An 11,649-nucleotide genomic window follows, 5' to 3' on the forward strand; every position below is an offset into this window, starting at 1 on the left:
GAAGTCCGTAGGGGTGAGGTGTACCACAGCGGCGAAGACGCCGCACCAAAGGGAGGAAAATGAATGAAAAAGCTATCGCTTTTGACCTCCGGGATCGCCATCTGTCTGGCCTCAGCGGCTTTTGCAAATGACGACCTGGTTTCCCAGATGGAGAACTCAAAACAATGGGCGATCCAGACCGGTGACTACAAGAACCAACGCTATTCCGCACTAGATCAGATCACATCCGATAATGTAGGGGATCTGCAAGTTGCGTGGACATTTTCGACCGGTGTCCTGCGCGGGCACGAGGGTTCTCCGCTGGTGATCGGCGACATGATGTACGTCCACACACCGTTCCCGAACATCGTGTATGCGCTGGATCTGGCCAATGACGGCAAGATCGTTTGGAAATATGAACCCAAGCAGGACCCGGACGTTATCCCGGTGATGTGCTGTGACACCGTGAACCGCGGTGTGGCGTATGCCGATGGCAAGATCTTCCTGCACCAGGCTGACACCAAGCTTGTTGCTCTGGATGCCAAATCCGGCGACGTCGTTTGGGAAGTGCAAAATGGTGACCCTGCGATCGGTGAGACCAACACTGCTACGGTCCTGCCTGTCAAAGACAAGGTCATCGTTGGTATCTCTGGTGGTGAGTTCGGTGTGCGCGGGTCGGTTACGGCCTACGACATGAGCTCGGGCGAGCAGGTCTGGCGTGCGTATTCCATGGGTCCGGACTCGGACATCCTCGTTGATCCGGAAAACACAACTCATCTTGGCAAGCCCGTTGGTGCGGATTCCGGAACCAACACCTGGGAAGGTGACCAGTGGAAGATCGGTGGCGGTACCACCTGGGGTTGGTATTCAGCCGATCTGGACGAAAACCTGATGTACTACGGCACAGGGAACCCATCGACATGGAACCCAGGACAGCGTCCAGGCGACAATCGTTGGTCGATGACCATCATGGCCCGCGATATCGATACCGGCGTCGCACGCTGGTTCTACCAGATGACGCCGCATGATGAATGGGACTATGACGGCATCAATGAAATGATCCTGTCGGAACAGGAAATTGATGGCGAGCAGCGCAAGTTGCTGACCCATTTTGACCGGAACGGTCTGGGCTATACCATGGACCGTGTTACGGGTGAGTTGCTGGTGGCCGAGAAGTTCGATCCGGTGGTCAACTGGACCACAGGTGTCGATATGGACCCCAACAGCGAAACCTATGGTCGTCCGGCAGTCGTGGCGCAGTACTCGACTGAGCAGAATGGCGAGGACGTGAACTCGACCGGTATCTGCCCTGCGGCTCTGGGTACCAAAGACCAACAGCCTGCGGCGTATTCGCCAAAGACCGAGCTGATGTATGTGCCGACAAACCATGTCTGCATGGACTATGAGCCGTTCCGCGTGTCCTACACCGCTGGTCAGCCCTATGTGGGTGCAACGCTTGCGATGTATCCGGCACCGGACAGCCATGGCGGTATGGGTAACTTTATCGCTTGGGATAACACCGACGGTTCTATCAAGTGGTCGATCCCCGAGCAGTTCTCGGTCTGGTCGGGCGCATTGGCTACTGCAGGTGACATCGTGTTCTACGGTACGCTTGAAGGGTATCTGAAGGCTGTTCATGCTGAAACGGGTGAGGAACTCTATAAGTTCAAGACACCGTCAGGCATCATCGGCAACGTGATGACTTATGAGCGAGACGGCAAGCAGTACATCGGCATCCTGTCAGGTGTTGGTGGCTGGGCCGGAATTGGTCTTGCGGCTGGTCTGACCAACCCGAATGACGGTCTGGGCGCCGTGGGTGGCTATGCCGCTCTTAGCGACTATACTGCACTTGGTGGTCAGCTGACCGTGTTCGCACTGCCGAACTAAGCCAAAAAATGTCTGGTGCGATCCGTTCGGATCGCACCAGATTTTCAGCTACAGCAAACGAGGTTTTCATGATCCCAGCAGTACGTCTTTTGGCCCCCTTTGCGATCTTCTGCCTTCCTCTGGCCGTGGCAGCCGACAATCTGGCCGTCGCATATACCGAGGACGGCCGGTCTTATACGGATGACGATGTGCCGACCTACAATGTTGCAGAAGACGGAACAGTAGACTGGCCGACGTTTTCAGGATTTCGCCGCTACCATGCGGAATGTCATGTATGCCATGGCCCGGACGGGGAAGGTTCAACCTACGCACCTGCGCTGAAGCAATCCGCGCTGGACATGGACTATTATGACTTTGTGGACATTGTCACCAATGGCCGCCAAGTGATCAGCGCAGCCGAAAACTCGGTGATGCCCGGATTTGGCAACAACCCGAATGTGATGTGCTTTCTGGACGACATCTATGTTTATCTGAAAGCCCATGGATCAGGTACAATCCCGCGTGGACGCCCCCCGAAGAAAGAAGCAAAATCTGATGTGATACGCGAGGATGAAGATGCGTGCATGGGCTAATGCCTTACTGACAATGCTGGGGTTCGCGGTCTGGATCAGCCAGGCGCAGCCCGGTATCGCGCAAACATCCGATCTGGTCTCAAAAAACGCGTTTCGCGTCTGCGCAGACCCCGCAAATTCCCCGGTCTCATCAAAAGATGGGTCGGGATATGAAAACCAACTGGCCGAGTTGATCGCAGCAAAGCTGGAGCTTCCGGTTCAATATACCTGGTTCCCTCAAGCCACCGGTTTCATTCGAAACACCCTGACCGCCAAGCGTTGTGATGTTGTGATCGGATACGCGCAAGGGCACGATCTGGTACAAAACACCAATCATTATTACACCTCCGCCTATTCGCTGATCGTCCCGAAGGACAGTAATCTAGCAGGCGTCGACACTCTGAACGATCCCGCGCTCAAGGGTCGGCGGATTGGGATCATCGCGGGTACACCCCCGGCTGCTCACATGGCGCGCAACGGTCTGATCGGACAGGCCAAGCCTTACAATCTGTTCGTTGATCGCCGCGTTGAAAGCCCTGCAATAGACATGTTGAACGACTTGCAATCCGGTGAAATCGAAGCCGCCGTTTTATGGGGCCCGCTGGGTGGCCCGCTGGTCAAAGGGGATTATCCGGACTTCAAAGTGATCCCATTGGTCAAGGAAGAGCTGCCGCCGCGCCTGTTCTATCGCATTACTATGGGTGTGCGTCAGGGTGAGAAAGTGTGGCAGCGGCAGCTGAATTCTTTGATCCGGCGCAATCAGGATGAAATCAATGGCGTGCTGGCAAACGCCGGTGTTCCGCTGGTCAACGATCTTGGAACCGAGGTTTTGGAGCCGTCGCAATGATCCGCGCCCTTGCAGCATTGGTTTTCACGGCCTCTGCTGCGACCGCGCAAACTGTTCCAGAACCATCAGATTATCGAATGGATCACTACCGTGCGCCGGTGCCCGACCGCATAACCGGAGGCACGGCCATCGGTCCGGACGAGGCGTATGCGTTATGGCAGGATCAAAGCGCTGTCTTTGTCGACGTCCTGCCGCAAGCCCCGAAACCCGCCAACCTGCCCAAAGGCACGATCTGGCGGGACAAACCCCGCAACAGCATTCCCGGTGCAATCTGGTTGCCAAACGTAGGCTACGGGGCCATTGCCGACGTGACGGCTGACTATTTTCGCAAGGGTTTGGAAGAGGCGACCAACGGTGACACCAGCCGAGCAGTTGTCTTCTTCTGCCTGGAGGATTGCTGGATGAGCTGGAATGCTGCCCGGCGCGCCATCGAATGGGGTTATGACAGCGTCTATTGGCTGCCCGAAGGCACGGATGGTTGGGCCTTGTGGGACTACCCTCTCGAGAGGGTGAAACCCGAACCCGGTCAGCCAGTGGCCGAAGGCGGCTAATCTAAAACCCTGCCAGATCCTTGTGCAGATGGCTGACCGTGCCGTCTGTATCTGTCATGGTAACATCCACCGATTGCGCTTTGCTTGGCACGGAAATGCCGACCCGGGGATTCTCGGACAGGGAAATTGATCCGGTCATCTCGATATAACCCGCGCCATCAAGGTCGATATCCACCGTTTCCACGTAGCGCATTGGAATGAACAGCAGGGAAATCTGGTCCATTTGCATTCCGGAATGCGAGGGGTGGTCGATGTTCAGATCCATCTTGTTGGCGCGGTTTGCACCAAGGTTCGACAGCCGGGTGCGCGTATCCAACGCGGGAACACGCCCGACCAGTTCGGCCTCCATCGTACCTAAGTTCGCTATGGCCAGTTCCGGATCGGTTCCCGGAGGTGCGGAACAGGCACCCAACCCAGATGTTTTGACGAATGTCTCCGATACCCAAAGCCGTCCGTCGGTGGTTTCCGCGATGACATGCATGGGTGTTGGGCCGTTTACCCGCATTGTCACGTCAAAGTAGAAACTGGACAGAGGCTCCTCCAACTCGATCACGGCTGAGACCGGCATCGGGTTTTCATCCAGCACCAGAGTCACCTTGGCGACATTTGTGCCCTTGGGAGCCACAATCTGCGCGGCCAATTCAGCACGTCCATCATCCGGTGTGCGATAGGGCGCATCAATGGCGATCAGATCATCGCCGTTCAGCATGGCCCGGTCACCGTAAAGTAGCGCCCGCACATTCTCCCATGCTTCGTTCGACGCCCAGCCTGGCAGTGCCAGCACGCACAGCAGGGACGCGATCAGGCAAGAAGTCTTCATTGTCTTCCTCCTCCCAAAAATCTGCCAAAAGCGCGTGGCCCATCGCAGGTTTCCAATGTTCTTATCACGGACAGAGTGTCCGGGTCCACGAAGCTGACGGTGTTGTCGAACCAGTTGGCTATGACCAGCACGTCGCCTTCAGCTGTGACATCGATGCCTTCGGGATACTCTCCGACATCAATCGTGGCTTCGAGTTCGAGTGTGTCCAGCGAGATAACGGTGAGCGTATTGGCATACTGGTTGGTCACAAAGGCGCGGTTGTTGGCGAAGGCAATGCCATAGGGTCGTTCGCCAACCGGAACAGTGGCAAGTATTTTGCCGCTTTCTGCGTCTAGTAAACTGATGTCATTGCTGCCCACATTGCCCACGAAAAGCAGGCCATTCGGGGCAAAGCGCAGCCCAAAGGGGCGGATTCCAACGGCAATGCGGTGCAAGAGGTGCAGGGTTTCGGCATCGAACACCGACACCTGATCTGCATCTTTGTCAGCGGAGGCAACAAAGCGCCCGTCATCTGAGATGGCAATCCCTGCCGGAGAGGTCCCTGTTGGCAATTCGGCCTGAATTTCCAGCGTTGTGGTGCCCAACACCCACAATCGAGCATTGTACCAGTCCGATACAAACAGTCGCCCGCGCTGTGCATCCGCCGCGATCCCGATCGGTCCACCATCCAGTATGATCTGTGACAGTGTTTCCCCTGTTTTCATGGACAAGCGCCGCACAGTTTTGCTGTCCGCAGACACCGTGAACAGGTTGTTATTCGTGCCGACTGCGACACCGGCCGGTTTACCAGGCAGGGGCCAGCGGGCGGTTTCCTGCATTTCGGTCAGGTCGATCCGGCTCAACTCGTTACCGTTTTGGCAGGTTATATAGGCTGTATCCGCCAGCGCAGTGCCCGAGGACACAGCTAGAAACAGTGCCAAGCCGAGCTTAGCTTGCTGCGCCAAAGCGTTCGACCAGCGCATCCAGACCGGCTTGATAAACACCAGCCACAGCTGCCACAGCAGCTTCGTCATTCAGTTCGGCGGGTGGGTCGTTGTTGGGGTATCCGCGATAAAACGCGCCGCGCCATACTATGATCGATCCACCTCCGTCGCGGGGTTTCACCGTCAGGTGTGAGGAGTAATTGGTCACCGGCAGAACTTCGACTTCGACCGCCGTTATCCGGTAGGAATAGCTCATCTTCTCGGCGCTGTATTTATACAGGACCTCTGCAATGGTTGGTCCACTCTCCTGTCCGAGGGTCAGTAACCGTGTCGCGTCGATTTCGTTGCCACCTTCGCCTTCCGTGGAAAACACGGCAGGGTGCCAGGACAAATCGTCAAAGTTACCGATTACGGCCCAGACCTCCTCGGGTGGGGCGGCGACTTCGGTTGTCAGGGTCACTTTCTGCCGAGTCGGTCCATGCGCCCAAGCTGCTGCGGGCGCTATAATCGCTGCGGTTGTCGCAAGAAATGTTCGTCGATTCATTCTGCTTCCTCCTGGAAAGTGCATCGCCTGACCTTGTCTTGTCACAGATGTGTGATCGGCTGATGTTGCCACCTGAGCTCAACGTTGCCACCCTTCACCATCCGTTTCCGCGTTCTTGACGAAAGCCGCGAGAAACAGAAGCAAGATCAATTGTCTACGCACATTCTTAAAAAATAAGAATCGAGCTTGATGATGAAGCTGATAGGCTTGGATTTACAACACGGCCAAAAGTATCGGTTCCGTTTTGTAAGGCGATCCGCCTTTGTTAGGGGCCCGCTCTTAACCACGCGGGTCATGGGAGGAGATCTTGAACAATCGCTTGATACCGCTTTTCGCGGCATTGATCTGGTGCGTCTCGGCAGTCTCGGCTGTGGCGATTGACGTTAAGGCTGCGGTTCTGAGGATCGACTATCCAACGCTACTTCCGATTTCACGATACGACCTGAAACCCGATGACTTAGGTTTTGCCGGAGCTGTTTTGGGGGACGAGGACAACGGAACTACGGGAAGCTTTCTGGGCCACACCTATGAAACAGCTCACCTTGCCGTTCCGCCCGGGCAGGCGGATGCCGCAATGGATCAGCTTCTGGCCGATGGGGTTGATCTGTTTGTTGTTCTGGCCAATGCTCCGGATGTATTGCGCCTGACAGACAAGGCGGCTGAAGCTGGTGCGCTAGTGTTCAATGCGACCGCACCCGATGTTGACTTGCGGGACGCAAATTGTCGGCGCAACCTGCTGCACATTGCCCCGTCGCGCGCGATGAATACGGATGCTGTCGCGCAGTTTGCGGTCTGGAAAAAATGGCGGGATTGGTTCTTGTTGGCCGGTTCGAACCCCGATGACGTCAAGCTTGCGGATGCCTATCGACGTTCGGCAACCAAGTTTGGTGCAAAAGTCGCAGAAGATCGTACGTTTGAAGACACCGGCGGATCGCGACGGACAGATTCCGGTCACGTGTTGGTGCAGCGTCAGTTACCCCTTGATACCCAAGGTGCGCGTGATCATGACGTGGTGATCGCGGCGGATGAAAGCGACTATTTTGCCCGATACCTGTCCTATCACCTTTGGACGCCGCGCCCGGTTATGGGGTCCGGCGGCTTGCGCCCTGTGACATTCCATGGCGCGCATGAGGCCTGGGGTGCAACGCAATACCAAACCCGGTTCGAAGAGCTGACCGGTCGATATGTCAGACCCGAAGATTACAATGTCTGGCTGGCATTGCGGGTGATTGGCGAGGCGGTGACGCGGGCCAATACAGCTGACGCGGACGGTGTGCGCGATTATGCGGTGTCGGATGCGTTCGAACTGGCGGCTTTCAAGGGGCAAAAGGTGACATTTCGCGATTGGAACGGACAATTGCGCCAGCCGATCCTGCTGTATGATGGGTCAATTACTGTAAGTGTCAGCCCTCAGGACGGGTTTCTGCACCAGACCTCGCCGCTCGATACACTGGGTCTGGATCGGGCGGAATCTAAATGCACGGCTTTTGAGTAACCGGAGATGTTCATGAAACACATATTGTTATCCACCGCTCTTGCTGCATTGATTTCGGGTCCGGTTTTTGCGGGGAAGGCCTTTGTTTCGAATGAACGGGGCAACACAATCACGGTGGTCGATACCGATACGTGGGAGGTCATTACCGAGTTTCCGGGCGGCAACCGACCCCGTGGCATCACGGTCAGCCCGGATGGAAGCAAGCTGTATGTCTGCGCCTCGGATGACAATATCGTCCGGGTGTTTGACACCGAAACATACGAAGAATTGCCCAGCTTGCCATCTGGCCCCGACCCGGAACTGTTCATCCTCGAACCGTCGGGGAAACGGCTGTACATCGCCAATGAGGACGACAACCTTGTGACGGTGACCGACACGGAAACACGCACTGTTCTGGCCGAGGTTCCGGTTGGTGTCGAACCCGAAGGCATGGGGATGAGCCCGGATGCGAAGTTTGTGGTCAACACGTCCGAGACCACCAATATGGCGCACTTCATTTCGACCGAGGATTACACGATCAAGCACAATATTCTGGTCGATCAGCGCCCGCGCTACGCGCAATATTCGGCAGATGGGTCGCGTTTGTTTGTAACGTCAGAGATCGGGGGTACGGTGTCCGTCATGGACATCGCCGAAGACGGCACCCCCACGGTTATTGGCAAGATCAGTTTTGAAGTGGCCGGTGTACAGCCCGAATGGTTGCAGCCTGTCGGTGCCAAAGTCACGTCAGATGGAAAACGTCTTTTTGTTGCGTTGGGTCCGGCAAACCGCGTCGCCGTTGTCGACGCGCAAAGCCTTGAGGTTCTGGACTACATCCTTGTGGGTCAGCGCGTCTGGCAGTTGGATTTCACGCCTGACGAAAAATATCTACTGACGACGAACGGCAACTCCAACGACATAACCATAATCGATGTCGCGACAGAAAAAGCGATTAAGTCTGTACAGGTCGGCCAACAGCCTTGGGGCGTTGTGACGATTGACTGAAGTTCTGGGAGGAACGGAAATGAAGAAGCTATTGACCGCAGCCCTGGTTGCAACATTGAGCGGGCCGGTATCGGCCGCGCCGCTTTGTGATGATCTCGGGTTTGCAGGGCTCCTGGCAAAGTGCAATCGCGGGGAAACCATCCAACTGACACTCGCCTCGGGGCAACCGCTGGGTGAGGACGTCGTGCTGCAATCCGGCGCGTATTACAAGCTGGAGATTACGGCAGACGGTTCAGCTGAACTGGCCATCGAAGGCCCTTCGTTCTTTCGGGCAATCTGGATGAACGAAATCGTCATCAACAAGATCGAAATTCGCCCGATGGCTGTGGACAGTATCGAATTTGATAAGGCGGGTGTGGCCGAACTGTCATTCGTAGCGATTAAACCCGGCAGCCACGAAATTCGCATCCCCGGGTCCACTGGCGAAACTCAGAAAATGATCATCAGCATTCAATGACGAAAGGACAAAGTATGAATAAGATTGGCGTATTGGCGCTGGTGGCTTGTGTTGCCTCTCCGGCGCTGGCGGACGAAGTGGACGCAGAAACCGTTGGCAAGATCGAGGCGTATTTGGCCTCTGTCGACTGCCAGATGGATCCCGATGACATCGAGGTCGAAGAAGACGGGTATGACCTTGATGACGTGATCTGCAAAGGCGGCAACCAGTTCGACATCAAATTGGACAAGGACCTTAACGAAGTCAGCCGCAAGGCGGAATAGCGTGATTTGAAATCAGGATAGGGTCATGAAAACACTTTACGCCTTTTGCGCAGCTTTCGTCTTTGCGGCGGGCGTTGTGTCTGCCGACACACTGCCGACAATTCGGGCCGCTGTGCTGAAGATCGGCACAGTGAACTGGGAGTTGGAAACCATCCGGAAAAACGGGTTGGACAAGAAACATGGGTTTACGCTGGTGGTTCAACCCTTTGCCGATAATGGCGCGACACGTATCGCGGTCGAAGGTGGCGAGGCCGATCTGGCAGTGGCGGATTGGATTTGGGTGGCGCGCCAAAGGGCTGCTGGAAAAGATTATGTGTTCATTCCATATTCCAAGGCGGTCGGTGGCGTCGTGGTGCCTGCGGACAGCACGGCCAGCAGCCTGAAAGACCTGGCTGGTGGGAAGATTGGCATAGCGGGCGGGCCGCTGGACAAATCCTGGCTGATCCTGCGGGCATATGCGGCGCAGGAATACGGCATGGACCTCAAGGCAGACACCGAACAGGTGTTCGGGGCACCGCCGCTGATCTTTAAATCAGCATTGGGCGGTGACTACGCCGGGGCAATCAATTTCTGGCATTTCCTTGCCAAAATGAAAGCGTCCGGCATGAAAGAGCTGATCTCGGTCGAGCAGGCAGGAGAGGCATTGGGATTGGACACAGACACACCCTTGCTGGGGTATTATCTGAAAGAGAGCTTTCTGAACGACAATCCCGATCTGGCACAGGGCTTGTTTGCGGCAAGCCGAGACGCCAAGCAGCTTTTGGCGACCTCATCAGTCGCATGGGACGCGATCAGGCCACGGATGAATGCAAAGACTGATGCGCAGTTTGAGCAACTTAAATCTGATTGGGTTGCGGGCATCCCTGACCGGGGGCCGGTTGACGAAGACGCCGCCAACACGATGCTGGCGTTGATGGCAGAATTGGGTGGCGCCGAGCTGGTTGGCCAAGCCACGACGGTTCCGCAGGGTCTGTTTGCGGACGTGGAATAGCTCTGAATGCAAGACACGCGCCTTACGCCTATTCTGTCCATCGGGGGCCTCGTGGCGTTGTGGATCGTTGCGGGCTTTCTAACCGATGATCCGCAAATCCTGCCTCAACCTTGGGATTTAGTTCCCCGCTTTCAGCAGGAACTGGCGTCGGGCGAATTGCTGCGCAACCTGTGGGCGACGCTGCTGCGCGTGATCTGGGCATTCGCATTGGCTATGACGCTGGGCACGGCTATCGGCCTCGCCATGGGGCGCTCGCCAGCCGTCAATCGGTGGTTGGATCCGTGGCTTGTGATCTTTCTGAACTTGCCGGCGTTGGTCCTGATTGTGCTGTGCTATCTGTGGATCGGGTTGACAGAGGCCGCCGCGATCACGGCTGTCACACTGAACAAGATCCCCAATGTTGCAACGATCCTGCGGGAAGGCGGCAGGGCGCTGAACCCCGATCTGGATGCCATGGCGCAGGTCTACCGGATTCCTTGGCTTACACGCATGCGCCACGTCATTATTCCTCAGCTGGCACCGTTCATCGCCGCAGCATCACGGTCTGGCTTATCGTTGATTTGGAAGATCGTGCTGGTGGTCGAATTCCTGGGACGGTCGTCGGGTGTTGGCTTTCAAATTCACCTGTATTTCCAGCTATTTGATGTGGCGATGGTGCTGGTTTACGCGTTTTCTTTCATCGCGGTGATGCTGTTGGTGGAATGGCTGGTCCTGCAACCTTCCGAGCGTAAGGCCCGCCGGTGGAGGGCCGCATGATCCACATTGATATCAGGCAAAAGCAATTCGGAGACATATGTGTTCTGGGCCCAATTGTTTTTGACATTGCCCAGGGTGAAACAGTTGCCTTGACCGGACCTTCGGGCATCGGAAAAACCACCTTGTTGCGTTTGGTGGCAGGGATTGATGACGCGTTTGACGGGCAGATTACACGCCCCGAGCGATTGGCAATCGTGTTTCAAGAGCCGACATTGCTGCCCTGGCGGTCTGCCCTCGATAACTTGACGCTGGTGCATCCGGAGCTAACACATGCCCAGGCCGAAGCAGCCCTCAATTCTGTTGGGTTGTCGGGCAAAGGAGGGTTGTTTCCGGGCCAGTTGTCACTGGGCCAACAAAGGCGGCTGTCTCTGGCGCGGGCCTTTGCCGGGCGACCCGAGTTTCTGATTATGGACGAGCCGTTTGTTTCGCTGGATCGCGACACGGCCGAAACCATGCTGGCGTTAACCGAAGATTTGATATCACAACACCAGCCTTCTACGCTTTTCGTCACGCATTCCATGCCCGAGGCGGAGCGTCTTGCGGATCGCATCCTAGGCTTGCGAACTGGGCCGGGTGGGGCGGTACTGGACGAGGGCTAGCC

The 11,649-nt window shown here is 56.2% G+C and carries 14 protein-coding genes; 11 read left to right on the forward strand and 3 right to left on the reverse strand.

All coding sequences use genetic code 11. From position 1 onward, the window contains the following. Positions 1-63 precede the first annotated feature (63 nt). The 4 genes from xoxF5 (at position 64) to D9K61_RS19975 (ending at position 3,815) form a co-directional block, all read left to right on the forward strand. Positions 64-1,866 (forward strand): lanthanide-dependent methanol dehydrogenase XoxF5, encoded by a 1,803-nt coding sequence (gene xoxF5 / locus D9K61_RS19960; RefSeq protein WP_120634956.1) that lies wholly within the window; start codon positions 64-66, stop codon positions 1,864-1,866. Between the two features lie 68 nt (positions 1,867-1,934). Beyond that, positions 1,935-2,438 carry a c-type cytochrome, methanol metabolism-related gene (locus D9K61_RS19965; RefSeq protein ID WP_120635052.1) on the forward strand — a complete coding sequence of 168 codons (504 nt, stop codon included), beginning with the start codon at positions 1,935-1,937 and terminating at the stop codon, positions 2,436-2,438. Further along, positions 2,422-3,264, forward strand: coding sequence for a substrate-binding domain-containing protein (locus tag D9K61_RS19970; protein WP_120635053.1), 843 nt, complete (start codon positions 2,422-2,424; stop codon positions 3,262-3,264). Before D9K61_RS19965 ends, D9K61_RS19970 begins: the two co-directional genes overlap by 17 nt. Then, positions 3,261-3,815 (forward strand): PQQ-dependent catabolism-associated CXXCW motif protein, encoded by a 555-nt coding sequence (locus tag D9K61_RS19975; protein ID WP_120634957.1) that lies wholly within the window; start codon positions 3,261-3,263, stop codon positions 3,813-3,815. The genes D9K61_RS19970 and D9K61_RS19975 overlap by 4 nt, the downstream gene beginning before the upstream one ends. A gap of 1 nt (position 3,816) precedes the next feature. On the opposite strand, the gene D9K61_RS19980 is transcribed toward D9K61_RS19975, so the two are convergent. The 3 genes from D9K61_RS19980 to D9K61_RS19990 are packed head-to-tail and all read right to left on the reverse strand — an operon-like array spanning position 3,817 to position 6,102. Then, positions 3,817-4,635 (reverse strand): quinoprotein dehydrogenase-associated SoxYZ-like carrier, encoded by an 819-nt coding sequence (locus D9K61_RS19980; RefSeq protein WP_120634958.1) that lies wholly within the window; start codon positions 4,633-4,635, stop codon positions 3,817-3,819. Continuing rightward, the gene (locus tag D9K61_RS19985; protein ID WP_254055830.1) at positions 4,632-5,648 is read right to left on the reverse strand and encodes a YncE family protein; all 1,017 of its coding nucleotides are present in this window, start codon (positions 5,646-5,648) and stop codon (positions 4,632-4,634) included. Before D9K61_RS19985 ends, D9K61_RS19980 begins: the two co-directional genes overlap by 4 nt. After that, on the reverse strand, positions 5,563-6,102 hold the full coding sequence (locus tag D9K61_RS19990) for an SRPBCC family protein (protein WP_120634960.1): 540 nt from the start codon (positions 6,100-6,102) through the stop codon (positions 5,563-5,565). Before D9K61_RS19990 ends, D9K61_RS19985 begins: the two co-directional genes overlap by 86 nt. A gap of 307 nt (positions 6,103-6,409) precedes the next feature. Between D9K61_RS19990 and D9K61_RS19995 the strand changes: the two genes are divergently transcribed. From D9K61_RS19995 to D9K61_RS20025, 7 genes are read left to right on the forward strand one after another with little or no spacing between them, the layout of a single operon-like run. Beyond that, complete coding sequence (locus D9K61_RS19995) at positions 6,410-7,597, forward strand: ABC transporter substrate-binding protein (protein WP_371688488.1); 1,188 nt, start codon at positions 6,410-6,412, stop codon at positions 7,595-7,597. A 12-nt stretch (positions 7,598-7,609) separates the two neighbouring features. After that, positions 7,610-8,581: a YVTN family beta-propeller repeat protein gene (locus tag D9K61_RS20000; RefSeq protein ID WP_120635055.1), complete on the forward strand. Its 972-nt coding sequence runs from the start codon at positions 7,610-7,612 to the stop codon at positions 8,579-8,581. A 19-nt stretch (positions 8,582-8,600) separates the two neighbouring features. Further along, positions 8,601-9,038, forward strand: coding sequence for a hypothetical protein (locus D9K61_RS20005; RefSeq protein WP_120634961.1), 438 nt, complete (start codon positions 8,601-8,603; stop codon positions 9,036-9,038). Between the two features lie 14 nt (positions 9,039-9,052). Further along, complete coding sequence (locus D9K61_RS20010) at positions 9,053-9,301, forward strand: PepSY domain-containing protein (RefSeq protein ID WP_120634962.1); 249 nt, start codon at positions 9,053-9,055, stop codon at positions 9,299-9,301. Between the two features lie 25 nt (positions 9,302-9,326). Then, on the forward strand, positions 9,327-10,292 hold the full coding sequence (locus tag D9K61_RS20015) for an ABC transporter substrate-binding protein (protein WP_120634963.1): 966 nt from the start codon (positions 9,327-9,329) through the stop codon (positions 10,290-10,292). A 6-nt stretch (positions 10,293-10,298) separates the two neighbouring features. After that, positions 10,299-11,048, forward strand: a complete 750-nt coding sequence (locus D9K61_RS20020) for an ABC transporter permease (protein ID WP_120634964.1) — start codon at positions 10,299-10,301, stop codon at positions 11,046-11,048. After that, positions 11,045-11,647, forward strand: a complete 603-nt coding sequence (locus tag D9K61_RS20025) for an ABC transporter ATP-binding protein (protein WP_120634965.1) — start codon at positions 11,045-11,047, stop codon at positions 11,645-11,647. Before D9K61_RS20020 ends, D9K61_RS20025 begins: the two co-directional genes overlap by 4 nt. Positions 11,648-11,649: the final 2 nt, after the last annotated feature.

The organism is Ruegeria sp. EL01 (assembly GCF_900313035.1).
Lineage (GTDB): Bacteria > Pseudomonadota > Alphaproteobacteria > Rhodobacterales > Rhodobacteraceae > Ruegeria.

Bases quoted from the DNA above. Each gene is read 5' to 3' on its own strand.
- D9K61_RS20015 (WP_120634963.1), top strand. From the start codon at position 9,327: ATGAAAACACTTTACGCCTTTTGCGCAGCTTTCGTCTTTGCGGCGGGC.
- D9K61_RS19970 (WP_120635053.1), top strand. From the start codon at position 2,422: ATGCGTGCATGGGCTAATGCCTTACTGACAATGCTGGGGTTCGCGGTC.
- D9K61_RS19990 (WP_120634960.1), bottom strand. From the start codon at position 6,102: ATGAATCGACGAACATTTCTTGCGACAACCGCAGCGATTATAGCGCCC.
- D9K61_RS20000 (WP_120635055.1), top strand. From the start codon at position 7,610: ATGAAACACATATTGTTATCCACCGCTCTTGCTGCATTGATTTCGGGT.
- D9K61_RS20020 (WP_120634964.1), top strand. From the start codon at position 10,299: ATGCAAGACACGCGCCTTACGCCTATTCTGTCCATCGGGGGCCTCGTG.
- xoxF5 (WP_120634956.1), top strand. From the start codon at position 64: ATGAAAAAGCTATCGCTTTTGACCTCCGGGATCGCCATCTGTCTGGCC.
- D9K61_RS19980 (WP_120634958.1), bottom strand. From the start codon at position 4,635: ATGAAGACTTCTTGCCTGATCGCGTCCCTGCTGTGCGTGCTGGCACTG.
- D9K61_RS19975 (WP_120634957.1), top strand. From the start codon at position 3,261: ATGATCCGCGCCCTTGCAGCATTGGTTTTCACGGCCTCTGCTGCGACC.
- D9K61_RS19985 (WP_254055830.1), bottom strand. From the start codon at position 5,648: ATGACGAAGCTGCTGTGGCAGCTGTGGCTGGTGTTTATCAAGCCGGTC.
- D9K61_RS20025 (WP_120634965.1), top strand. From the start codon at position 11,045: ATGATCCACATTGATATCAGGCAAAAGCAATTCGGAGACATATGTGTT.
- D9K61_RS20010 (WP_120634962.1), top strand. From the start codon at position 9,053: ATGAATAAGATTGGCGTATTGGCGCTGGTGGCTTGTGTTGCCTCTCCG.
- D9K61_RS19965 (WP_120635052.1), top strand. From the start codon at position 1,935: ATGATCCCAGCAGTACGTCTTTTGGCCCCCTTTGCGATCTTCTGCCTT.
- D9K61_RS20005 (WP_120634961.1), top strand. From the start codon at position 8,601: ATGAAGAAGCTATTGACCGCAGCCCTGGTTGCAACATTGAGCGGGCCG.